The organism is Streptomyces sp. B6B3 (genome assembly GCF_039871525.1).
Lineage (GTDB): Bacteria > Actinomycetota > Actinomycetes > Streptomycetales > Streptomycetaceae > Streptomyces.
Genome location: NZ_JBDPLU010000015.1, coordinates 116,809 through 138,029, shown reverse-complemented (window position 1 = coordinate 138,029; position 21,221 = coordinate 116,809). Strand labels below are relative to the sequence as shown.

General features: G+C 71.8%; 21 protein-coding genes. 4 read left to right on the top strand and 17 right to left on the bottom strand.

Going from position 1 to position 21,221, the window contains the following annotated elements; translation table 11 throughout:
• Nucleotides 1-276 precede the first annotated feature (276 nt).
• Nucleotides 277-1,986 carry an alpha/beta-hydrolase family protein gene (locus tag ABGB06_RS27280; protein ID WP_347594204.1) on the top strand — a complete coding sequence of 570 codons (1,710 nt, stop codon included), beginning with the start codon at nt 277-279 and terminating at the stop codon, nt 1,984-1,986.
• 130 nt (nt 1,987-2,116) lie between these two features.
• Here the strand turns inward: ABGB06_RS27280 and ABGB06_RS27275 are convergent, their stop codons facing one another.
• The 10 genes from ABGB06_RS27275 to ABGB06_RS27230 all read right to left on the bottom strand — a co-directional run bounded on the left by ABGB06_RS27275 (nt 2,117) and on the right by ABGB06_RS27230 (nt 11,904).
• Nucleotides 2,117-3,715, bottom strand: coding sequence for an AI-2E family transporter (locus tag ABGB06_RS27275; protein ID WP_347594054.1), 1,599 nt, complete (start codon nt 3,713-3,715; stop codon nt 2,117-2,119).
• A gap of 285 nt (nt 3,716-4,000) precedes the next feature.
• Nucleotides 4,001-4,696, bottom strand: a complete 696-nt coding sequence (locus ABGB06_RS27270; RefSeq protein ID WP_347594051.1) for a transglycosylase SLT domain-containing protein — start codon at nt 4,694-4,696, stop codon at nt 4,001-4,003.
• 424 nt (nt 4,697-5,120) lie between these two features.
• Nucleotides 5,121-6,422 carry a PhoH family protein gene (locus ABGB06_RS27265; RefSeq protein WP_347594201.1) on the bottom strand — a complete coding sequence of 434 codons (1,302 nt, stop codon included), beginning with the start codon at nt 6,420-6,422 and terminating at the stop codon, nt 5,121-5,123.
• A gap of 321 nt (nt 6,423-6,743) precedes the next feature.
• A complete protein-coding gene (locus ABGB06_RS27260) occupies nt 6,744-7,511 on the bottom strand; it encodes an isoprenyl transferase (protein WP_347594049.1) in 768 nt (255 codons plus the stop codon).
• 247 nt (nt 7,512-7,758) lie between these two features.
• Nucleotides 7,759-8,559, bottom strand: coding sequence for an A24 family peptidase (locus ABGB06_RS27255; RefSeq protein WP_347594047.1), 801 nt, complete (start codon nt 8,557-8,559; stop codon nt 7,759-7,761).
• A gap of 429 nt (nt 8,560-8,988) precedes the next feature.
• Nucleotides 8,989-9,519: a DUF1990 domain-containing protein gene (locus ABGB06_RS27250; protein WP_347594045.1), complete on the bottom strand. Its 531-nt coding sequence runs from the start codon at nt 9,517-9,519 to the stop codon at nt 8,989-8,991.
• Nucleotides 9,520-9,699: 180 nt separating this feature from the next.
• Nucleotides 9,700-10,452 (bottom strand): OmpA family protein, encoded by a 753-nt coding sequence (locus ABGB06_RS27245; protein ID WP_347594043.1) that lies wholly within the window; start codon nt 10,450-10,452, stop codon nt 9,700-9,702.
• Nucleotides 10,453-10,465: 13 nt separating this feature from the next.
• Nucleotides 10,466-11,068 carry a hypothetical protein gene (locus tag ABGB06_RS27240; protein ID WP_347594041.1) on the bottom strand — a complete coding sequence of 201 codons (603 nt, stop codon included), beginning with the start codon at nt 11,066-11,068 and terminating at the stop codon, nt 10,466-10,468.
• Between the two features lie 36 nt (nt 11,069-11,104).
• A complete protein-coding gene (locus ABGB06_RS27235) occupies nt 11,105-11,644 on the bottom strand; it encodes a hypothetical protein (protein WP_347594039.1) in 540 nt (179 codons plus the stop codon).
• A 50-nt stretch (nt 11,645-11,694) separates the two neighbouring features.
• Nucleotides 11,695-11,904 (bottom strand): hypothetical protein, encoded by a 210-nt coding sequence (locus ABGB06_RS27230; protein ID WP_347594037.1) that lies wholly within the window; start codon nt 11,902-11,904, stop codon nt 11,695-11,697.
• A 305-nt stretch (nt 11,905-12,209) separates the two neighbouring features.
• Here ABGB06_RS27230 and ABGB06_RS27225 point away from each other — a divergent pair, with 305 nt between their 5' ends.
• The 3 genes from ABGB06_RS27225 (at nt 12,210) to ABGB06_RS27215 (ending at nt 14,269) form a co-directional block, all read left to right on the top strand.
• Nucleotides 12,210-12,479 carry a WXG100 family type VII secretion target gene (locus ABGB06_RS27225; RefSeq protein WP_347594035.1) on the top strand — a complete coding sequence of 90 codons (270 nt, stop codon included), beginning with the start codon at nt 12,210-12,212 and terminating at the stop codon, nt 12,477-12,479.
• Nucleotides 12,480-12,654: 175 nt separating this feature from the next.
• Nucleotides 12,655-13,683, top strand: coding sequence for a hypothetical protein (locus tag ABGB06_RS27220; protein ID WP_347594033.1), 1,029 nt, complete (start codon nt 12,655-12,657; stop codon nt 13,681-13,683).
• Nucleotides 13,684-13,741: 58 nt separating this feature from the next.
• On the top strand, nt 13,742-14,269 hold the full coding sequence (locus ABGB06_RS27215) for a hypothetical protein (RefSeq protein ID WP_347594031.1): 528 nt from the start codon (nt 13,742-13,744) through the stop codon (nt 14,267-14,269).
• 123 nt (nt 14,270-14,392) lie between these two features.
• Here ABGB06_RS27215 and ABGB06_RS27210 read toward each other — a convergent pair whose 3' ends face one another.
• From ABGB06_RS27210 to ABGB06_RS27180, 7 genes are all read right to left on the bottom strand, one after another.
• Nucleotides 14,393-15,154: a carbonic anhydrase family protein gene (locus ABGB06_RS27210; RefSeq protein WP_347594029.1), complete on the bottom strand. Its 762-nt coding sequence runs from the start codon at nt 15,152-15,154 to the stop codon at nt 14,393-14,395.
• Between the two features lie 416 nt (nt 15,155-15,570).
• The gene (locus ABGB06_RS27205) at nt 15,571-16,464 is read right to left on the bottom strand and encodes a DUF5936 domain-containing protein (protein ID WP_347594027.1); all 894 of its coding nucleotides are present in this window, start codon (nt 16,462-16,464) and stop codon (nt 15,571-15,573) included.
• Between the two features lie 37 nt (nt 16,465-16,501).
• Complete coding sequence (locus ABGB06_RS27200) at nt 16,502-17,515, bottom strand: type II secretion system F family protein (RefSeq protein WP_347594025.1); 1,014 nt, start codon at nt 17,513-17,515, stop codon at nt 16,502-16,504.
• Between the two features lie 9 nt (nt 17,516-17,524).
• Nucleotides 17,525-18,865 carry a CpaF family protein gene (locus ABGB06_RS27195; protein ID WP_347594023.1) on the bottom strand — a complete coding sequence of 447 codons (1,341 nt, stop codon included), beginning with the start codon at nt 18,863-18,865 and terminating at the stop codon, nt 17,525-17,527.
• Nucleotides 18,866-18,909: 44 nt separating this feature from the next.
• Nucleotides 18,910-19,356, bottom strand: coding sequence for a TadE/TadG family type IV pilus assembly protein (locus ABGB06_RS27190; RefSeq protein ID WP_347594021.1), 447 nt, complete (start codon nt 19,354-19,356; stop codon nt 18,910-18,912).
• A complete protein-coding gene (locus tag ABGB06_RS27185; RefSeq protein ID WP_347594019.1) occupies nt 19,353-19,766 on the bottom strand; it encodes a TadE/TadG family type IV pilus assembly protein in 414 nt (137 codons plus the stop codon). The genes ABGB06_RS27190 and ABGB06_RS27185 overlap by 4 nt, the downstream gene beginning before the upstream one ends.
• 29 nt (nt 19,767-19,795) lie before the next feature.
• Complete coding sequence (locus ABGB06_RS27180; protein WP_347594017.1) at nt 19,796-21,019, bottom strand: AAA family ATPase; 1,224 nt, start codon at nt 21,017-21,019, stop codon at nt 19,796-19,798.
• Nucleotides 21,020-21,221 lie beyond the last annotated feature (202 nt).

Genomic DNA, 21,221 nt, shown 5'->3' with positions numbered 1-21,221 from the left:
GGCCGCCGCTGGGGCCGCACCGCCGACCGCGGCGGCACCGCCGCGACCAGCCGCACGCTGCCGGACACGGACCCGGACGCGGGCCCGCACGCCCACCTGGACACCAGCACGAACGCCGGCCCGCACGCCGTCCCTGACGCCAGACCAGACACCGAGCCCGACACCGAGCCCAACACCGAACCAGCCACCGAACCAGCCACCGACCCGGACACCGAGCCCACTCCCGAACCCACTGCGGACGGGCTCCGGGCCGCCGCCCGGCGGGCCGGCGAGCGGCTGGGGACGATAGCCCGCAAGCCGTACTGGGACGCACCGCACGACTCCTGGGTGATCCGCCGCTGGCCCGACCTGACGGCCTGTCTGGTCGCCACCTTCTTCTTCTGGCTCTCCCTCACCCCGTCGCTGGTGCCCAGGCCGTGGTACTACCAGGGCGGCATCGGCGGCATCACCGCCGCCATCGGCTACGCCCTGGGCGCGCTGCTGAGCTGGCTGTACCGGCTGCTGTCCCCCTGGCAGCCCGACGAACGGGTGCGCGCCAGGAGCTGGCTGGGGTACCTGGTCCTGCTGCCGTGGGCGGTCGGCATCATGCTCGGCCAGAGCGCCGACATGCAGCGCGAGCTGCGCCAGTTGCACGGGCTGCCGCCGACGCTGACCTGGCACTCGTTGATGATCGCGCTGATCTCCGCGGCCGTGCTGGCGCTGCTGCTCACGGTCGGTCGCGCGGTCCGGCTGCTCACCCGACTGCTCACCCGACTGCTGAACCGGGTGCTGCCCTGGCCGTTCGCGGTCGCCCTGGCGTTGGCGCTGAGCAGCGTGATCGTGGTGGTCGGCACCCGCGACGTGTTCTGGGACCGCGGCGTGCTGGGCGTCGCCAACCAGATCGCCGCGGCCAAGGACCGCAGCACCGATCCGGGCGTGATGCGGCCGTACTCGCCGCTGGTCTCGGGCAGCCCCGACTCGCTGATCGCGTGGGAGGAGCTGGGCAACAAGGGGCGGACCTTCACCGGCACGACGCTGTCCAGCGAGGAGATCTCCGGGTTCACCGGCGAGCCGGCGCTCGACCCGATCCGCGCCTACGTGGGCCGGGCCTCGTACGAGGACTTCGCGGCCGGCGCCGAACTGGCCGTGCGCGAGCTGGAGCGGACCGGCGCCTTCGACCGGGAGGTGCTCGCGGTCACGGGCACCACCGGCACCGGCTGGGTGAACCCGACGACGGTCGAGGCACTGGAGTACATGTACGGCGGCGACACCGCGATCGTCACCATGCAGTACTCGTACATGCCGAGCTGGGCCTCGTTCATGGTGGACAGGAACGAGGCGGGCGTCGCCACCCGGGCGCTCTTCGACGCGGTCTACGCCCGCTGGGAGCAGGATCCGGCGGACGAGCGCCCCCAGCTCCTGGTGTTCGGCGAGAGCCTGTCGGTGGCGGCGGTGGAGGCCGCGTTCGACGGCCTGGACGACATGCTGGCCAGGACCGACGGGGCGCTGCTGATCGGACCGCCCGACTACAGCCCGATCCACACCGAGCTCACCGCGAACCGGGACGAGGGCAGCCCGATCTGGCGGCCGATCTACGACGGCGGGGCGCACGTCAGGTTCGCCCAGTTCCCGGAGCAGGACCTGCTGCTGCCGGAGGGCGAACCGTGGCAGGAGCCCCGGGTCGTCTACCTCCAGAACGCCTCGGACCCGGTGGTCTGGTGGTCGTTCGACCTGCTGTTCCAACGACCCGAGTGGATGAACGAGCCGCTGGGACCCGACGTGACCTCGTCCATCGACTGGTTCCCGTTCGTCACCTTCTGGCAGACCACGGTGGACATGGCCGTGTCCTACACCTCGCCCGCCCCGCACGGGCACCGGTACGGGTCCAATCCGGTGGCCGCCTGGGCCGCGATCGCCGCACCCGCCGGCTGGACCGACACGGACACCGAACGGCTGGGCTTCCTGCTCGAGGTCCGCCACCCACCCCGCCACGGCTGGGCGGGCTGACCGGGCAGCCGGACAGCCTGGCCAGCCGGGGACACCAGCGGACCAGCAGACCAGCAGAACCGCCCGGCTCCATCCCCGTGACGGGGTGGGGCCGGGCGGGTGCGCTGCTCGGGCGGGTGCGGTACTGGAGTCAGTCGGGTTTCCGGCCCGGCCCGTTCTCGTCGGCGGGGCTGCCCTCGCCGCCCGAGCCGGGCGTGGGGCCTTCCGCCGTCCGCTGCGTGTCGGGTGCGGTGGGCGGCGGCTGTGTGGGGGCGAGTTCGGCGATGGTCGCCCCCGTGGTGGCCGGCATCCCGGCAGCACGCCAGCCGGCCTCCTCGTGGTACGCCCGCAGGTACCCGACGACCGTGTTGGTCACCGCGATCAGCGGCACGGCCACGATGGCGCCGGGAATGCCGGCCAGCATCGAGCCCGCGGCCACGCCGAGCACCACGGCGAGCGGGTGCACGCGCACCATCCGGCCGAGGATGAACGGCTGGAGGATGTGACCCTCTATCTGCTGGACCAGGAGCACCACGCCGAGCACGATCAGCGCGTCGACCACGCCGTTGGTCACCACCGTCACCATGACGGCCAGCGCGCCGGACACGATGGCGCCGACCAGCGGCACGAAGGACGCGACGAAGACGATGACGGCCAGCGGCACGGCCATCGGCACCCCGAGGATCACCAGCCCGAGCCCGATGCCGACCGCGTCGATCAGCGCCACGATCACCGTGCCGCGCACGTAGCCGGTCAGCGTCATCCAGGCCCGCGGCCCGGCGCCCGCCACCCCGGGGCGGGCGTTGGCCGGCACCAGCTTCAGGAACCAGCGCCACACGCCCTGCCCGTCGTAGAGCAGGAAGAGCACCACGAAGAGGGTGAGGGCGGCGCCGCTGAAGAACTCCACGAGGTAGTTGGTGGCCTCGAGACCGGCGGACGTCAGCGTGTCCTGGTTCTCGTTGATCCACTCGTTGACGCTGTCCACCCACTCGTTGAGGTTCTCCTCGGTGATGTGGAAGGGCAGGTCGAGCAGCCAGTCCCGCAGTCGTTCGACGCCGTCCTGGAACCGGTCGGACAGGTCCTGGCTGTTGTCTATGACCTGCCAGACCACGAACCAGCCCATCAGCCCCATCACGGCGAAGCCGCCGAACGCGGTGACCACGGTGGCCGCGCCCCGGCCGAAGCCGATCCGCTTGAGCCAGCCGACGAACGGCTGGAGCAGCGCGGTGATCAGCAGGCCCGCGGTGAAGGAGATGACCAGCAGGCTGATCGCCCCGACCACCTGGATCAGCACCCAGATGACGGCGGCCAGCACCAGCATGCGCCAGCCGGCCTCGGCGGCCACCCTGACCCCCCAGGGGATCATCGCGTCGGGCGGCGGCTTGCCGTCCGCGGTGGCCGGTGGCGCGGCGGCCGGCGGCGGGGGCGCGCCGGCGCCGACGGACGGCGGGTGGGCGCCGCCCACCACCGCCTGTCGGGCCCTGGCGGCCAGGGCCTCGCCCTCGGGCTGCCGCGGGTCCGCGGCTCCGGCAGTGTCCGCCGAGGGCTCGTCGGCCGGTCCTGACTTGGCGAGCCCGGCCGGGGCCGCCCCGAGGTCGCGCGCCGAGCCGACCTGCGCCGCCTCGCTCATGCCGCGCTCCCCGGCCTCGCGTTCCAGGCGCTGCTGCTCCCGCTGGGCGGCCGCGCGGTACCCCGTCGCCCGCCTGGCCATCCGCCCCAAACCGGCCCCGAGCCGGCCCAGTCTCGACATCCCTAGTCCCTCCGCCCCCAGCAGTTTCCGCGCGGTGCGCGCCACGACGTTACCGCGTGCCGCCCCAGCACGGGCGTTCCCCTGCGGAAACGCAACCGCCCCGTGCCCTTACGGGGCACGGGGACGCGGGGGGCGGGGGCGGTCAGGCGCGGGACACCGGGCACGGACCCGAGGCCAGGACGAACAACCCAGGAACAACCCAGGAGCAAGCCAAGAACAACGTCCCCGTACCCTTCCCGGGTACGGGGACGTTGCGAAGCGGTTGGGCGCCCCGATCCAGTAGGCCTAGTACCAGCCGTTGGCGGTCCAGAACTCCCAGGCGCCGCAAGGGCTGCCGTAGCGGTCGTCCATGTAGCTGAGGCCCCACTCGATCTGGGTCGCGGGGTTGGTCTGCCAGTCGGCGCCGGCCGTGGACATCTTGGAGCCGGGCAGCGCCTGCATCAGGCCGTACGCGCCGGACGACGGGTTGGTCGCCGTGTAGTCCCAGCCGCTCTCGTGGTCCACGATGTTCGAGAAGCACTGGAACTGGTCGGCGGGCACCATCGACTGGGCCAGTGCCTGCACCTCGGCCACGGTGTAGGAGGACTGCACCGGAGCGTTGGCGGCCTCCTCGGCCGCCTCCGCTGCCGCGGCTGCCTCGGCGGCGGCGGCCGCCTCGCGCTCGGCCTCCTCCTCGGCGGCCTTCCTCGCCGAGGCGTCCTCGGCGGCCTGGATGCGGGCGGCCTCCTGGGCCTCCCGCACGGCGTCGGCGTCCGCGGCGGTGCTCTGGGCCTCCGCCTGCTGGGTCAACGACGCGGTGTGCAGCTGGGCGTTCGTGCCAGCGGGTATTTCGGCAAGCAGCGTCGCGTCTGCGGCGACCGACTCAAGGTCATCGGCGGTGGTGCCCTGCTCTTCTCCCGAGGCGACACCGACGGCAGCGCCGACGGTGGTCACCGCGGTGGCAGACGCCACTGCGAATCCCCGGACCGAGATCCGGCTCACACGGTTTCCTTCCGACATCGCCCGCTCAGGTGACCTCACGGGCGCGATCGTGCCCCAGTCACGGGCCTCCCCTCGCAACGGTCACGGGAGGCACGGGCCCGCAGGGGTTGGCGCGCGGCTCTGCGCGCTGACCCGCTTGGCAATTCGGGCGGCATACGACGAACTGCTGTTCAGTTGTGTGGTGATGCGAACTCGGCCGTATGCGGGGCCTGACAGACGCACACACTGCCGGACGCGGATGCCGGGTGGCAATTCAGCTTGATGTGGGAAAGCTCACACGCAGTTTGGACTTGTCAGCCGCCGGAAAAGCGCCTCCGATCCGCCGTGCGCGCCCTGCCAGGCCAGATACGGCGCCCGCCCACCCGTCGGAGAACGGGTGGGCGGGCGCGAAAGGGAGATGCCGGCGCTTCGCGGACGAGAAAGGTTAAAGCCGTCCCTCCTCCAGCATTTCGGTCACCAGCGCGGCGATCGGGGACCGTTCCGAACGGGTCAGCGTCACGTGCGCGAAGAGCGGATGACCCTTCAACCGCTCGACGACCGCGACCACTCCGTCGTACCTGCCGACCCGGAGGTTGTCCCGCTGCGCGACGTCGTGCGTCAGCACCACCCGGGAGTCCTGGCCGATGCGGGAGAGCACGGTCAGCAGCACGTTGCGCTCCAACGACTGCGCCTCGTCGACGATGACGAACGCGTCGTGCAGCGACCGGCCGCGGATGTGGGTGAGCGGCAGTACCTCCAACATGCCGCGCGCCACGACCTCCTCGATGACCTCCCGGGTGGTGACCGCGGACAGCGTGTCGAACACGGCCTGGGCCCAGGGGTTCATCTTCTCGGCCTCGGTGCCGGGCAGGTAGCCGAGGTCCTGGCCGCCGACCGCGTACAGCGGCCGGAACACCATCACCTTCCGGTGCTGACGCCGCTCCAGCACCGCCTCGAGACCGGCGCACAACGCCAACGCGGACTTGCCGGTGCCCGCCCGGCCGCCCATCGAGACGATGCCGACCTCCGGGTCCAGCAGCAGGTCCAGGGCGATGCGCTGCTCGGCGCTGCGGCCGTGGATGCCGAACGCCTCGCGGTCGCCGCGCACCAGCTTCACCCGGCCGCCGGCGGTGACCCGGCCCAGCGCCCGGCCCCGCTCCGAGGCGATCACCAGACCGGTGTGCACCGGCAGCTCCGCGGCCCGGGCGTCGTACACGCTCTCCTGGGCGAACAGCTCGTCCACCGCCTCGCCCGGCAGCGTGACGTCCACCATCCCGTTCCAGCCGTCGGCGTCCGTGATGGCCAGTTCGGCCCGATACTCCTCGGCGGTCAGGCCGACCGAGGACGCCTTGATGCGCAGCGGCAGGTCCTTGGAGACGACCGTCACGTCGCGGCCCTCGGCCTGCAGGTTCCGGGCCACGGCCAGGATGCGGGAGTCGTTGTCCGCCAGGCGGCCCCGCTCGTTGAGCATGGCGGGCGGCAGGATGCCGGGATCCGAGTGGTTCAGCTCGACCCGCAGGGTGCCACCCAGGTCGCCGATGGGCAGAGGCGTGTCGAGCCGTCCGAACCGCACCCGGTACTCGTCCAGCCGGCGCAGCACCTGCCGGGCGAAGTAGCCCAGCTCGGGGTGGTGCCGCTTGGCCTCGAGCTCGGAGATGACGACGACGGGGAGCACCACCTCGTGCTCGTCGAATCGGGTGAGTGCCGATGGGTCGGCGAGCAGCACGCTGGTGTCCAGGACGTACATCCGCCGGTCAGGTGAGCGCTTCTTGCTGGTGGCCACGTGTGGACGAACCCCCTCGGATGAGGTGTGGGAACGAGGCGCCCGTCGTCCTACGTGAGGTCACCGGGCGCCGGGGCTCTGGTGCCGGCTCCGGCCCACCACGCGGGGCCCGGTGCCGGCCCCCGTCCATGTCCGTGGTACGCAAACGGGCCTCCCGGCGCGGCCGCGCCGACGCGCGACCCGCCGTGAATATGCCCGCAGGCTGCGCATCTCATGCGAAGAACTCCCCGGACCCGCCCCTCCACGCTCCGCGCACGCCGAGCGCCGCGCGCCCGCGTGACGTGCTCAGATTCCGTAACGACGGTGGCGCGCGGCGTAGTCACGGAGCGCGCGCAGGAAGTCAACCTTGCGGAAGGCGGGCCAGTAGGCCTCGCAGAAGTAGTACTCCGAATGGGCGCTCTGCCAGAGCATGAATCCGGACAGTCGCTGCTCCCCGCTGGTGCGGATGACCAGATCGGGGTCGGGCTGACCGCGGGTGTACAGATGCTCGGAGATGTCCTCGACGCTGAGGCCCTCGGCGACCTCCGCCAGCGTCTGCCCCTCGGCCGCGCGCTTCGCCAGCAGCGAACGGACGGCGTCGGCGATCTCCTGACGCCCGCCGTAGCCGACGGCGACGTTGACGAGTATCCCGTCGCGGTCGCCCGCCTCCTCCTCGGCGGCCCGGAGTACCTGGCGCGTCCGCTCGGGCAGCGCGTCCAGCGCGCCCACGTGGTTCACCCGCCACCGGCCGTCGGCCGCGAGGTCCCGCACCGCACCCTCGACGATGGACAGCAGGGGGTTGAGCTCATCCGGCTCACGGTTGAGGTTGTCGGTGGACAGCAGCCAGAGCGTGACGACCTCGACGTCGGTCTCGGTGCACCAGCCGAGCAGCTCGCGGATCTTCGCCGCCCCGGCCTCGTGCCCCTGCCGCGTGGTGTTGCCCGCGGCGCGGGCCCAGCGGCGGTTCCCGTCCAGGATCACGCCGATGTGCTTGGGCCCCTGGTCGGTGTCGAGGCGACCCTCCACCCGCCGCGCGTACAGCCGGACGGCAAGCCGACGCACCCTGTTCCTCATGGCGTGTGTCCACCCCTGCATACCGCTCCCTCAGCACTCGGGTTCGAGCACTCTACTGTCTTTCGGTAACGGCGTGATGCTGCCTCAGCAACGGCCCCGCGACGGCCCGGATGCGCCTCCCCGTCCCCACGCGCCGCCCCCGCGGACAAGAAAGCGGGCCGGTCCGTGGGGGGGGTGACGGACCGGCCCGAGGGGGGGATTCCACCGTAACGCATGTCGGCCCGTGCCGCGCGCATCGGGACCAGATTTACGCGGCGAGTCCTCCGAGAAGCAGCGCCACCAACGCGCCGGCGGTAAGGAAAGGGCCCAGCGGGACATCCGACTTGCGGTCCGCCAGGCCCCGGACGATCAGCCACAACGCGTATCCGGAGGCCAGCAGGAACCCCGCGAACGTGCCGAAGACCACAGCGTCCCAGCCGTACCAGCCGAGGGCCACCCCGAGGGCCACGGCCAGCTTGACGTCGCCGAAGCCGACGGCGTTCGGGCTGATCAGGAAGAGCACGAAGTACACCAGGCTGAGCACGGCACCGGCCCACAGCGCCCTGCTCCAGTCGCCGCCCGCGTCGGGCAGCGGCACGCACCCGGCCAGCCCGGCTATCAGCGCGGCGGCCAGCGGCAGGGTGAGGACGTCGGGCAGCCGCTTCACGGCTCGGTCCACGGTCGCCAGCAGCACCCCGACCGGGGCCACGAGCAGCCACACCGCCAGCTCCGGCCGCGCGCCCACGGCCGCGGCGAGCGCGGCGCAGCAGCAGGCGACCAGCACCGGGAGGCGGACCCTCCCCCAGCCACGGGTGTCCCCCCGGACGGAGTCCGGGGGTGGCTCGGAGGTGTCCCCACGGCCGCCGTACCACCGCTCCCCCGGCGGGCAGCGCGGGCAGCGCGCCAGCCCGAGCCAGCCGACCGACGACCCACCCAGCGGGTGCCCGCCCGGGCAGGCGGAGCGCCACGGCTGCTCGGGCTCGACGGAGAGCCGGTACGCCGGCCTGTCGAGCAGCAGCCCGACCAGGGCGCCGTACACGGCGACGGCGGTCACGAGCAACGGATCCACGCGCCGAAGCGTACGGCGTGCGACTGACACCACGACGGGCCGGTCCACCGGCGGGAGGCGGGCCACCCCGCGGCGATCCGTCGGCGGCGGTAGGCGCTTTCCCGGGAAAGACGACGGGCCGGTCTGCCCGAGTGGGGGGAGGGGCAGACCGGCCCGTCACAAGGGGCCGGATCACAGCCGGGGGGGGGTTGGCTCGCGATCCGTCCCGCCAGCCGTCGCCGGGGTGGGAATGACGACGCTGGCCGTATGGATGTAACACATGTGTCAGCTGGGGCCGACGAGGAGACCATACCGCACAGTACGAAGCGCCGCCCCCATGGATCTTCACCCTTGGTGAGAATCGATGGGCAGAGATCGTGACGCTACGCCAGCGATGTTGGAGCGCCGCGCACGCCCGGCGCCGCCCCTCATCCGGCCCTCACCCGACCGTCATCCGGCGCTGAGCCGGCGCAGAACGCGGCCGCAACGGCGCGCGTAGGCGCGCTGCGCCACCCGGGTCAGCGGCCCGGTGAGCCGGGTGTACCACCGGGCGGCGCGGGTGAACGCGGTCACCGTCAGCCAGACCGAGTCGTCGGGCAGCCGCTCGACCAGGAACGCCTCCTCGCCGCAGGACGGGTGCCCGGCCAGCGTGCCGTAGCCGAAACCGGTGCGATCCGGCTCGTGCACCGCCCAGACCACCCGGCACGGCGCGGACAGCCGGAGCGGGCCGGCGCCGAGGCCGACCAGGACCGTCACGCCCGGCGCCGCCTGGGGCGCGTTCGCCCGCACCCGCACGCCGACGGCGCGGTGCATCCGCCACTCCAGCACCGCCTGGCCGGCCCGCCGCTGCACCGCGCGGCCGCTGCCGAGCCGGGTGCGGACCCGCAGCGGGTGGAAGCCCGCCGGCGGCTGCCCAGCCTCCCGCCGGGTCGCGCCGACGTCGCGGTAGGTGAAGCCGTGGGCCCCGGGGTGCACAGCCATTGGGCACCTTCTCTCCGCGCCGTTTCTCGCCGCGTCGTCCTGCGCGCGGTCCCGTCGGCCTCGCGGCGCGCGCGGCCGGGTCCCCCAGCATCTCGTATCGCCCGGGAGCCGCCCGGGCAAGCCCGACGCCGGCGCGGCGCGGTGTCACCCACGCCGGTCGTCACCGCCGGGGCGGCCGCGTCAGTCCTGGGTGGGCCAGGAGATCTCGACGCGCCGATTGCGCTCCCGGCCCTCCTCGGTGCGGTTGTCGTACAGCGGGAAGTCCTCGCTGTAGCCCGCGACGTTGAACGATATGCCGGACGGGTCTTCCAGCAGGTCCACCAGCGCGACCTGGGTGTTGCGCGCCCGGTCGTTGGAGAGGGTCACGCCGCTCTCATACGAGCCCTGGTCGTCGGTGAACCCGAAGATGTTGACCTCGGTGGGCTGGTACTCGTCGATCGCCTCGGCCACCTCCATCAGGGCGTCCTCCGCGTCGGGGCCGAGGGTCGCGCTGCCCTCGGCGAAGAGCACGTCGGTCTGCAGCGTGAACTTGTGCTGCCCCGAGCTGATCTCCTCGCGCTGCTCACCTCCCCCGTCCTCCACCGGCTCCTCGGTCTCGCCGCCGCCGGTACCTCCGGTGTCGCCGCCGGTGCCGCCGTCGTCGTTCCCGGTGTCGTCGCCCGTGTCGTCGTCCTCCGTCTCGCCGGTGCCGAGGCTCTCGATGACGGACTTGATGTCCAGGGCCTCGGGCTCCGCGAGCTCGGCGCCGTCGCTGATCAGCAGCCCCGGCGCGTTCGAGTCGATCTCGGGCGCCGGCGGCGCCTCGTAGCCGGGCGGCTGGTCGATCTCGCCGTCGTCCTCGTCGGCTATGGCCGGAGTGCCGACGGCCAGCACGGTCGCGCTGGTCACCGCCAGCATCGCGGCCCGTCCGGCACGGCGTCCTCGGTGCGTCATCGTGCGACTCCCCTCAGCGGATCTCGATGGTGGCGGGGGGCAGGTCGCCCACCTGGAAGTCGACCTGGGTGGTCTCCGGCTGCGGCTCCGGGAACTGGGCGAACCAGGAGACGGCGGCGTCCGGCTCGATGCCCGTGCCGAAGCCCGTGCAGAGGCAGCGCCCGCTGGTGTCCCGCAGGATCAGGTAGCGCTTCTCCTCCTCGGTCGCGACCAGGGAGGCACCCGCCATCGAGAAGCCGTTCTCCGCCAGTTCGGTCTCCCCTCCCGCCCAGTTCAGGTCGAAGAAGGTGTTGTCGCCGCCGTTGTGCAGCGTGCCCTCGACGGTGATGAAGCCGCCCTCCTCGCGCTCCACGCTGGTGATGGTCAGCGTGAGCTCCTCCCCGCCGGTCACCTCGGCCAGCGGCTCCGCCGCCTCCTCGCTCGAGCCGCCGTCGGAGCCCTCGTCCCCTCCGCCGCCCTCGCCGTCCCCGTCCTGCGAGTCCTCGGAGGTCTGCTCTTGGCCTTGGTCCGACCCCTCGTCGTCATTGCCCGCGCAACTGGCAACGGCGATCACGAGTGCCGCACCGAGCGCTATCACGATGAGGATGAGCCGGTTCTTGCTGTCACGGAGATCCATCGGGGGCTGGTCCTTCGAACGTCAACGTATCGGGCTTCAGTCTTCTAGATAGACCTGGAACAGTTCGCGCGCTTCTGGCAGTTCGTCCTCGTCCCCCGGGTCGAAGGTGAGGTCCTCCTCCTCGCAGTCCAACTCGACCTCGGCGTTGCCCTCATCCTCGACCTCGCACAGGCCGCGGATCACGGCGGTCGCAATTCCGTTCGCCTGCTGATCCTCGGGTACGCCCGGGATGATGGTGTCACCCAGGGTGTCGTTGGTGAGGACGCTCACCTCGTAGCCGGGCCGGCCGTCCGACAGGGGGTCGCAGCCGTCCAGAACGGCGTCGTTCTGGTTCGCCAGCCGCGGTGCCGCCACGTCACACGCCGCGTCGACGTAGAAGTCCTCGCCGGTCAGGATGTCGTCGAGGTCGCCATCGCCGTCGACGGCCTCCCGGAAGTCCTGGTAGAGCTTGTCGCGGGACTCGGTGGCCGCCGCCAGCGCGGCGGCGTCGGCGGCGGACTGGCCGCTGCTGCGCAGCACGGCCGCTCGGGCGAAGACGAAGAGCGTCACGGCGATCACCAGCAGGCCGGTGACCATCCATATATAGAGGGGAAAGACCGCGCCCCGCTCCCGCTCCGCGCCCCGGATCAGCCGCCCGAGTTGAAAACGGCGTTGACCTGGTCCTGGATGAAGTTGCCGATCTGGTTGTCCAACCCGAGCAGCATCACCGCGCTCACCACCGTGGCGATCAACAGCAGCAGCCCCGCGTACTCCACGAATCCCGCGCCACGGTCGTCGTAACGGGGAGGTGTCCGCTCGGCGACGGCACGCCTCAACTTCAGCAGCAGTCCGCTCATGGCGTCCCTCTCTTCCGGGGCACGGGTGGCAGCGGTGCCCATGTTGCACCCGATTAGTACTGGGATGCACCACGCCCGACCCCCTCCAGCGGGCCTATCCGTACTCCTATCGACACTGACTGTGCCATACGGAGGGCGGGTTGGGCAGGGTGATCTGACGGATCGTGCTGTTATCGATAGCGCCGGAGGCGCACGGAACCGGGTACCGTCTGACCGGCCGATGTGCCACTGCTATCGAATGGGAACCACGGTGCCGTTGGTGTCGTCCTCCATAGGAGACCAACGGGGAGGTTCGGGGAGGTTGCATGTCCCAAGAAGCTGAAGACCTGAGAACACGCGCCACCAACCTGCGGGATCTGGCGAGAGATGTCAGGGGCTTGTTGAGCGGTCCGAAGGGCTACGTCGAGGGCACGATGACGACCTGGGCGGGGCCGAACAAGGACGAGGTGTCCGGCTCGCTGACGTCGTGGAACACCCAGTGCGACACCGTGGCCGACGAGCTGGAGAGCCTGGCGACGGCGTGCGACAACGACGCCCAGGACATCGAGGACCAGGAGGACGAAGACGACGAGTAGTGCGTCGGCGGCCTGCCGTTGACGCGCTGCGCGTCTCGTCTCTGTACCAGGCTCGTAGCAGACCTTCTCCGCCCGGTCGTGCACGGGTGCGAACGAATTACTGTGGATCCACGACAGGGACCACGACACGGACCGTGCCGGGTTGGGCACCCGGAGACGAGGGGAGCGGAGCGTCATGGGTGACGAACGCAATGCGAATCCAGACCAGCTGGATCACCTTGCGAACCTGCTTGAGCACGAGAACGGCGCAACCGGCGCCAGCATCGATCTCGGCGAGATGTTCACCAGGGCGACCAATCTCAACGCCAGCGGCGAGATGACCTCGCTCCAGCCCCTGCAGACCTGGCTGTTCGACACCTCGTGGGACCTCCGCGGCCGGGCCGCCGGTCTGCGCGGCGAGGACCTGACGACCCTGTACAGCTTCCCGACGGATCTGCAGGGCGCCGTGATGCCCACGATCCACGGCTCCAAGCAGTTCTGGGACATGTACCGCAACGGCAACCGGGTCGGCATTCCGGCGGGCATGTCCGCGACGTACATGGCGGACTACGCCTTCACCGGGGTCAGGCCGACCAACTTCATGGGACGGATGGCCACCGCCGGTATGACGCCGCGCGTCGCCGGCTGGCTCGGCGGCTCGCACTCGGCCGCCTCGTACGGCGGCTTCATGCGCAACGGCAGCTGGTTCATCCCCACCGCCCAGCAGTCCAACCTGCTGCGCGTGGCGGGGGGCAGCTACACCTCTTCCATCGCCAGCGGCAGCAGCCGGTTGTCCAGCTTCGGCACGGCGATGAGCAACATGAGCAAGGCCTCCGGCCTGCTGCGCGGCGCAGGCGTCGCGGGCAGCGCCTTCGGCACGGTCACCGGCGTCGTCGACCTGGTCAACCAGGGCAACCCGGTGGAGGCGTTCCAGAACGACCCGTCCGGCTACACCGTGGACGTGACCGGCACCGCGTTCAACGCCTCGATGACGGCCGCCCTGGTCTGCCCCAACCCCGTCACCGTCGGCCTCGCGGTCGGCACCGGCATCGCCTACGGCGCCGCCCTGGTGTGGGACAACTGGGACACGATCACCGACCCGCAGACGTACGTGAACGCGGCGAACGCCGTGGTCGACGCCGGCGAGGCGGTGGTCGACACCGTGGCGGACGTCGGCGGCGACATCGTGGACGGCATCGGCGACGCCATCGGCAGCCTCTTCTGACGGCGTTCCGGCGACCGGTAGACGGAGAGATCGGGCGAGCTAGAGAGAGGAGCGGGGCGTGTACCGGGAACGAGGCGGCCGCGGTTCGAGGATCTGGATCTGGTCCTGCGTCGGCGTCTACGTGGCCGGCGTGGCCTGGATGGGCGCCCTGTCGCTCCCCGAGGATCTCGGCGCGTGGCTGGCGGTGTCCGGGATGTTCCTGCTGCCCCTGGCGCCCTGCCTGGTCGTGCCGCTCAGCAAGCGCCGCTACCACGACATCGACGTCACGCCCGACACGCTGCGGGTCGGCCGGGAGCGCATCCCGGTCGCGGAACTCGACCCGGGCTCGGTGCACCAGGCACAGCACCAACTCGCCGCCGGTGGCGGGGGCGTGCTGGGCAACCTCACGTCCTCGATGAACTCGGGCCTGACCATCCGCGGTCGTAACGTGGTGGACAAGAGCCTGCCGCGGCTGGTGGGCGGCGCGTACGCGGTGCCGATGGGCATGGCCAGCGTCGCCGTCGCCACCCGACACGGCGAACGCCTGCTCGTCGCCACGCGGTCCCCCGAGGCGTTCCTGACCGCACTGGCCCAGGTGGTGCGCTGACCCCGCCGAGCCGAGAGCATCGGGGAGCCCCGAAGCCCCCCACACGACAACGTCGGCCCTCAGGACCACCACCTGGTCGAGAGGGCCGACGTCACGCGATCCCCGCGGCCGCGGTCGGGGAGGTCAGTCCTCGACGAGGGTCAGCACGCGGTCGTTGAGCGGCTGGGTCGGCCGGTTGCTCCTGTGGAACACCTCCCGGTACGCGGCGACCTGGCTCGGAGTGACGGAGACCGGGTCGTCCAGGACGATCCACTTCAGGCCCTCGGTGCAGGGCGGGGTCGTCAGGGAACCGTCGTACTGGTACTGGTCGCGGTCGTTCGGCAGGAACTCGGCGAGGTCGAAGGGCTCGTTGATCTGCGCCTCGTCGCCCTCCTCGGTCGGCAGCCTGTCCCAGAGATCCGTGAAGGCGGAGTCGCCTCGCTCCTTCTCCATCAGGACCCCGACGACGGCGAGATCGCCTGCTTCGTCCGCGTGGACGAAGTGCATCTCCATCGCGGTGTGCTCGCCGTCCTCCGTGTGCTCGCTCGGAAGGTGGAAGTGGAACTGCTGCAGTTCGTACGGCGTTCCGTCGATGATGATCCTGCTGCCCGGAGACACGTTGGCCTGCACGGTGTGACCGTTGTTGACCAGTTTCGCCGTCACGGGGTGGTAGTCGATGGTGATGGCCTCGTCGCTCGAGGTGCCGACCGCGGTGTCCTCCGGGAGATCGATGGGCGACTGTTCCCGGCCCGCACCGCATGCCGCGAAGTCCTCGGAGAGACCTGCCCAGTGCTCCGGGCCGGTGGACCCCTGGTAGCTCCAGTGGACGGTTTCGCGTTCCGCTGTGTGAGGGCTGAAGCCGGTCGCGACGACCGTCAGGGTGGCGACTCCGACAATGACGGACATGCGCGCACGTATGACGCGAGAGGACATGTGCGATACACCTCGTGGGTGGGTCGACGGGGCACCGGACAGGTGCTGCTCACAGCTTTCGACCCCGACCACCAGCGCACAGGAAAGGAATGATCAAAGAAGAACAAAACAGGGTAAGTATTCGAACAAGGCATGACTGATTCCGCGCGCATTCACATGGGAATTGGGATGAACGGCGCTTACTGACGTTGCGGGTCAGCGTGACCTCGCCACGTCCGAGGCAGCCGGTTCCGGCGGCGAAGCCGTCGGGAGACCCAGGGCGGCACGGGGGGCGTTGAGCCGCTCGTGCCCGAGCGTTCGCGGGCGGTTGAGGGCGACCGGCACCCTGCCACCCCGCACGACGGAGGCGGAGCCCGACCACGCCCGGCCCTCGCCGGCCATGAGGCGGGCTAGCGCGAGTCGTCGAGGATCTCGGTGAGGTCCGTGCCGGAGCCGAGCAGCATGCCGGTCACGATGACGATCATCGTGGCGGGCACCATGAAGACCAGCGTCGCCATCGTCGCCTTCGGAATGGCGCGCGCGGCCCGGCGGCGCGCGTTCTGCGCGTCCGTGCGCCGCATGTCGCGGGCGATCTGCATCAACGTGTCGGCGATCGGCGCGCCCAACTCCTCACCCTGCTGCAGCGCGCTGACGAACTGGTTGACCGGTTCCGAGTCGTTGCGCCGGCGCAGCTCGTCGAAGGCCTGCCGCCGGGACACGCCCATGTCCATCTGGCGCAGCGTGATCCGCACCTCGTCCGCCCACGGGCCCTCGTAGCGCTCGGAGACCCGTTCCAGCGCCTGCCGGAAGCCGAGCCCGGCCGAGACGACGACGGCGAGCACGTCGAGGAAGTCGGGCAGGGTGCGGTCGATGACGTCGCGGCGGTCCCTGATGCCCTGCCAGATCGCGATGTCCGCGGCGAACGCCCCGAAGGCGAGGCCGAGCAGCGCGAACAGCGGCACCCCGGCGGCCACGAAGACCACCGTGACCAGCACGCCGAACACCCCGTAGACGAAGCGCCTGGCGGCGTACCGGTCGATGGTCAGGCCCTGCGGGTTGCCCGCCTGGTCGATGCGCCGGCGCTTGCGGTCCACCGCGCGCCGCCCCATCAGCCGCAGCACCAGCGGCGCGAAGCGCATGCCGAGCCGGTCGACGGCCGAGCCGCCCGCCGACACCCGGGAGGAGCCGATCTCCAGTGCCAGCGCCAGATCGGGCGGCAGCGGCGTGCCCGAACGCAGCATCCGGATGCCGGCGATCATGCCCAACACCGCGGCGGCCAGCGCGAGTCCCAGCAGCAGTCCCACGGTTTCGCCCCTCTCCTCTCGCTCCCCGGCTACACGTCTACACGTCGATGCGGCCGAAGCGGCGCACCACGACGAAGCCGACGACGTACATCGCGAGCGCGACGATCATGGCGATCTGCCCGCCGGCGCTGTCGGTGACCCGGCCCAACGCGCCGGGCTCGATGGCGTTGATCATCAGCAGCGCGCCCAGGCCGAGCAGCGGCACGGTCACGGCGGTGGCGTTGATCTCCGCGAGCATGGTCCGCACCTCGCGCCGCGTCTCCTTGCGCTCCTCCAGCGTCTCGGTGAGGTTGCGCAGCGAGGAGACGATGGTGCCGCCGGCCCTGTTGGCCAGTATCAGCGTGGTGACCAGGACGTTCAGCTCACGGGACGGCAGCCGGTCGCCGAGCTCCTGGAGCGCCTCCTCCAGGGAGCGGCCCACGGCCAGCTGGTTGGCGACGATGGCCAGTTCGGCGCCGGCCGGGTCGTCCATCTCCTCGGCGGCCATGGACAGCGCGGTGCGCATGGCCAGACCGGCGGCCGTGCCGTTGGCGATCAGCCGGGCCAGCTCGGGGAGCTGGCCGATGAACCGCTCGGTGCGGCGCTGCCGCTGCCAGTTGAGGAAGGCGTTGGCGCCCCACAGCGCGACCAGCGCGCAGACCGGGCCGAAGAACGGGGCGAGCACCGCGGACGCGACGAGCCACAGCGCGACGACGGCGCCGAGCACGTAGCCCGCGTACTCGCCGACCGTCAGGTCCAGGCCGGTGGCCTGGAGCTTCAGGCGCAGCCGGCGGCCGAGCGCGGTGCCGCGGAGCCGGCGGTCCAGGCCGGTGAACCGGCGCGTCCTTGGGCGCTGGGCCTGGTCGCCGCCCGGGCCGGCGGCGGCGCCGGGGCGGGCCAGTATCGGCAGCGGGCGGGCGTCGGCGGGCGTCGGCTCGGGGCCGGTCAACCGGTCGAGCAGCGCCCGCTGTTCGGCCCGGCCCGAGGCGTACAGCTGGACGCCGGCGATGGCGACCAGCAGCGCGAGCACGGCCAGGCCGATCGTCAGCAGAGAGAGATCCATGCCGTCCATGGGCGGGAACTAGCTCGCCTCCCTGGTCGAGAGTTGGCTGTCGTCGAGGTGCACGCCGAACGCCCGGGGGATCTGCTCGCCCGCCAGGTAGAGCCGGTCGGCGACGGAACGCGGGAGCGGGTAGTGCCGGAACCGGCCGCCGACCCGGCCGCCCGAGGTCATCGGCTCGGCGCGGAACTCGGCGACGGTGCAGATGCGGAACGACTCCCGGCCGTGCGAGGCGAGCACCGCGACCTCGGCCAGCCGACGCGAGCCGTCGGGGTGCCTGACCAGCTGGACCAGCACGTCCACCGCGCTGTTGATCTGGTCGCGCAGCGCCTCGAACGGCACCTGGAGCTCGGACATGGAGGCCAGGGTCTGGAGCCGCAGCAGCCCGTCCTCGGCGCTGTTGGCGTGCACGGTGGCGAGCGAGCCGTCGTGTCCGGTGGACATGGCCTGCAGCATGTCGAGGGTCTCGCCGCCGCGGACCTCGCCGACGATGATGCGGTCGGGGCGCATGCGCAGCGAGTTGCGGACCAGATCGCGGATGGTGACCTCGCCCTTGCCCTCGATGTTCGGTGGGCGGGACTCGAGGCGGATCACGTGGTCCTGCTGGAGCTGCAGTTCGGCGGCGTCCTCGACGGTGACGATGCGCTCGCCGTCGGGGATCAGCCCGCTGAGAGCGTTGAGCAGGGTGGTCTTTCCGGCGCCGGTACCGCCGGAGACGATGATGTTGAACCTGGCGCGCACCAGGCCCGAGAGCAACTGCACCAGATGTTCGTCGAGGGTGGCGAACTCCACCAGCTCGGCGAGGGTGTAGGCGCGCGGGAAGCGGCGGATGGTGAGGGTGGCGCCGCTGAGCGCGAGCGGCGGGATGATCACGTTGACCCGCTCGCCGGTGGGCAGCCGGGCGTCCACCATCGGATTCGACTCGTCCACGCGCCGGTTGACGGCGGAGACGATGCGTTCGATGGTCTGCATCAGCTGTTCCTCGGAGGCGAAGCGCAGCGGCAGCCGCTCCACCCGCCCGGAGCGTTCCACGTAGATCTGCTCGGGGCCGTTCACCATGATCTCGGTGATCGACGCGTCCTCCAGGAGCGGCTCCAGGATGCCGAGGCCCAGGGCCTCGTCCACCACGCGGCGGATGAGCTGGGCGCGGGCCTGGGTGGACAGCACCGGGCCCTCGCGGCTGAGGATGTGGCCGAGCACCCGTTCCAGGCGGTCGCGGCGGTCGGCCATGCCGAGCGAGGACATCTCGGCGAGGTCGATCTCCTCCAGCAGCTTGGCGCGGTAGGTGGCCACCAGGCGGCTGTCGCCCGAGCCGACGCGGGCCGACTCGTCGGGGGCGTGCACGCGGGACCTGAGGCTCATCGCTCGCTCCCCTCTCTCCGGTGTCTCCGGTGTCTCACGGGTGGTTACGGGCTCTCGGGTGGGGTGCCGTCGCAGGGCATGGTCACGGTGCGGGTCGCTTCGAGGTCGTTCAGCAACGGCAGCACGGACGGGATGTCGACGACGGCGGTCGCCGTGGTCTCCTCACCGCACGGGTCGATGGTGATCTCGACGTCGAGCCAGTCGCTCACCGCCCGCTGGCCGATCTGCTGGGCCTGTTCCTCCAACTCCTCCTGGGCCGCGGCCCGGGCGGCGGCGCGGGCGGCCGAGCCGGCCTGCAACGCGCCGTAGCCGACGATGCCCAGCTGCACGCCGGCCAGGGCCACCAGCGCGAGGATCGGCAGCCATCCGGCGAACTCCACGGCGGTGACGCCGCGGTCGCCGCCCCGCGCCCGGCCGGTGAGCCGGGCCGTGAGCCGGCGCCCGATCCGGCGCACGGCCGCCGGGCGCGTGCGGGCGCGGCGGGCGTTCACGGTCCCTCCTCGGGCGTGGCCGACGTGCCCGTGACGGTCAGCGCGGGGAGGTTGAACGCGCCGGGGAAGAGCACCGGAACCTTCACGTCCAGGGTGACGACGCGCGTCCCGCCCTCCAGCGGGCAGGACACCTCGGCGTCCCAGGCGCCCGGCAGGCTCTCGTTCGCCGCCGCGGCGCAGGCGCCCTCGGCGTCGCCGTCGGCGGCGGCCGCGGCGCGGGCCGCCTCGTCGGCGGCGTTGCCGGCCAGCGAGTAGGTGTAGCCGATCAGGATGCACTGCCAGATGGCGGCCATCATGATCAGGATCAACGGGAAGATGCCGGCGAACTCGACCATCACCGCGCCCCGGTCGTCGCGCCAGCCCCGCCGGCCGCGCCCCGGGCCGGCGCGCGGGCGCGCCGCCTCCCTCATGTGCCTCGTCTGCGACTCCACACCCGTATTCATGCCCGCCGGCTCCGGCGTCTGCCGCCCACGGGCGCGGATTCCGGTGCGGCGAGGCCGAGTTCGGCCGCCAGGGACCACATCGCGCGGCGCACCGGGCCGCGCGCGTCCAGATCCTGGATGCGGCCGGCGTCCTGCGCCTCCTGCAACTCGCGGAAGTTCGCCGGGATCACGTTGCGGGCCACGTGGGTCCCGGTGATCCGGGAGATCAGCTGCGGCTGGATATGACTGGTGCGGCCGAGCCGGTTGACGACCGTGAGGGTGTCCGCCGCCTTCCTGATCTGCAGCCGGTCCCACATCCGCACCAGGCGGTTGACCGCCCGCACGGAGATCACGTCGGGCGTGGTGACCAGGATCGCCACGTCCGCCATCTCCACGGCCGCGGCGTTGGCGCTGTTCATCTGGCTGCCGCAGTCCACGACGACCACGTCGTAACGGGTGCGGACGGCGGTGAGCAACTGCCGGGCGGTGACGTCGCTGACATCCTCCGCGCGCTCCCCCTCGGCCGGCGCGATCAGCATCGACAGCCCGGTGTCGTGCGTGAACACGGCCTCGGAGAGCACCTGCTGGGAGATGTCGGGGATGCCGGCCAGGTCCGCGACCGAACGGCGGAACTGCACGTCGAAGTACGAGCCGACGTCCCCGCACAGCAGGTCCAGGTCGACCAGGATCGCGCCGCGCTCGGGTGGCCCGGCGAGCTGGGCGGCCAGCGCCAGCTGGGTGGCCACCAGGGTGGTGCCGACCCCGCCCTTGGCGCCCGAGACGGTGATGATCCGGCCGCCGGGCCCGGTCGCCACGTGCTCCTCGGCGCCCAGGTGGCGGCGCATCCCGACCGCCCACTGGGCCGCGGAGGCGACCCGGGCGGCGAGCTCCTCGTAGGACAGCGGCAGTCCGGCCAGGCCGCGCGCGCCGGCGTCCATGGCGGCCGAGTACAGGCCGGCGGTCGCGTCGGCCGAGACCAGCACCACGCCCACCGCCGGGAAGCGCAGCGCGACCTCGCGGATCAGCTCCAGGGCGGGCAGCGGCCCGATCCGCTCGTGGATCACCACCACCTCGGGCAGCCCGGCCACCGCCTCGTGGGTGAGCGCGGCCAGAGTGTCGAGCAGCGTGGAGGAGTCGGGGACGGAGCGCATCGGCTCGCTGTCGGGCAGCTGGCTCAGCAGGGTGATCAGGGAGCGGGCGGTGTCCGGATCACCCACCGCCGGCAGAATGCGCGTCGTCATCTCTCCAACCTGCTCATTCCGGGCCAGCTCATTCCGCACCACACCAATCCGGGGCGCCGCGCGCCGCGTTGTCCCGATCCGGGCCCCGGCAGTCCGGGCCCCCGCCCTCCGAGTCCCCGCAATCCGGGCCTCCGCAACCAGACCTGTCGCGATCCGGCCGGTCGCGATCCGGGCTCCCCCGCGTCGGTCCGCATCGTTCCCG

Excerpts from the sequence above, each read along its gene's own strand:
- ABGB06_RS27275 (WP_347594054.1), bottom strand. The coding sequence starts at position 3,715 with ATGTCGAGACTGGGCCGGCTCGGGGCCGGTTTGGGGCGGATGGCCAGG.
- ABGB06_RS27265 (WP_347594201.1), bottom strand. The coding sequence starts at position 6,422 with ATGTACGTCCTGGACACCAGCGTGCTGCTCGCCGACCCATCGGCACTC.
- ABGB06_RS27260 (WP_347594049.1), bottom strand. The coding sequence starts at position 7,511 with ATGAGGAACAGGGTGCGTCGGCTTGCCGTCCGGCTGTACGCGCGGCGG.
- ABGB06_RS27250 (WP_347594045.1), bottom strand. The coding sequence starts at position 9,519 with ATGGCTGTGCACCCCGGGGCCCACGGCTTCACCTACCGCGACGTCGGC.
- ABGB06_RS27245 (WP_347594043.1), bottom strand. The coding sequence starts at position 10,452 with ATGACGCACCGAGGACGCCGTGCCGGACGGGCCGCGATGCTGGCGGTG.
- ABGB06_RS27240 (WP_347594041.1), bottom strand. The coding sequence starts at position 11,068 with ATGGATCTCCGTGACAGCAAGAACCGGCTCATCCTCATCGTGATAGCG.
- ABGB06_RS27235 (WP_347594039.1), bottom strand. The coding sequence starts at position 11,644 with ATGGTCACCGGCCTGCTGGTGATCGCCGTGACGCTCTTCGTCTTCGCC.
- ABGB06_RS27230 (WP_347594037.1), bottom strand. The coding sequence starts at position 11,904 with ATGAGCGGACTGCTGCTGAAGTTGAGGCGTGCCGTCGCCGAGCGGACA.
- ABGB06_RS27225 (WP_347594035.1), top strand. The coding sequence starts at position 12,210 with ATGTCCCAAGAAGCTGAAGACCTGAGAACACGCGCCACCAACCTGCGG.
- ABGB06_RS27220 (WP_347594033.1), top strand. The coding sequence starts at position 12,655 with ATGGGTGACGAACGCAATGCGAATCCAGACCAGCTGGATCACCTTGCG.
- ABGB06_RS27210 (WP_347594029.1), bottom strand. The coding sequence starts at position 15,154 with ATGTCCGTCATTGTCGGAGTCGCCACCCTGACGGTCGTCGCGACCGGC.
- ABGB06_RS27200 (WP_347594025.1), bottom strand. The coding sequence starts at position 17,515 with ATGGACGGCATGGATCTCTCTCTGCTGACGATCGGCCTGGCCGTGCTC.
- ABGB06_RS27195 (WP_347594023.1), bottom strand. The coding sequence starts at position 18,865 with ATGAGCCTCAGGTCCCGCGTGCACGCCCCCGACGAGTCGGCCCGCGTC.
- ABGB06_RS27185 (WP_347594019.1), bottom strand. The coding sequence starts at position 19,766 with ATGAGGGAGGCGGCGCGCCCGCGCGCCGGCCCGGGGCGCGGCCGGCGG.
- ABGB06_RS27180 (WP_347594017.1), bottom strand. The coding sequence starts at position 21,019 with ATGACGACGCGCATTCTGCCGGCGGTGGGTGATCCGGACACCGCCCGC.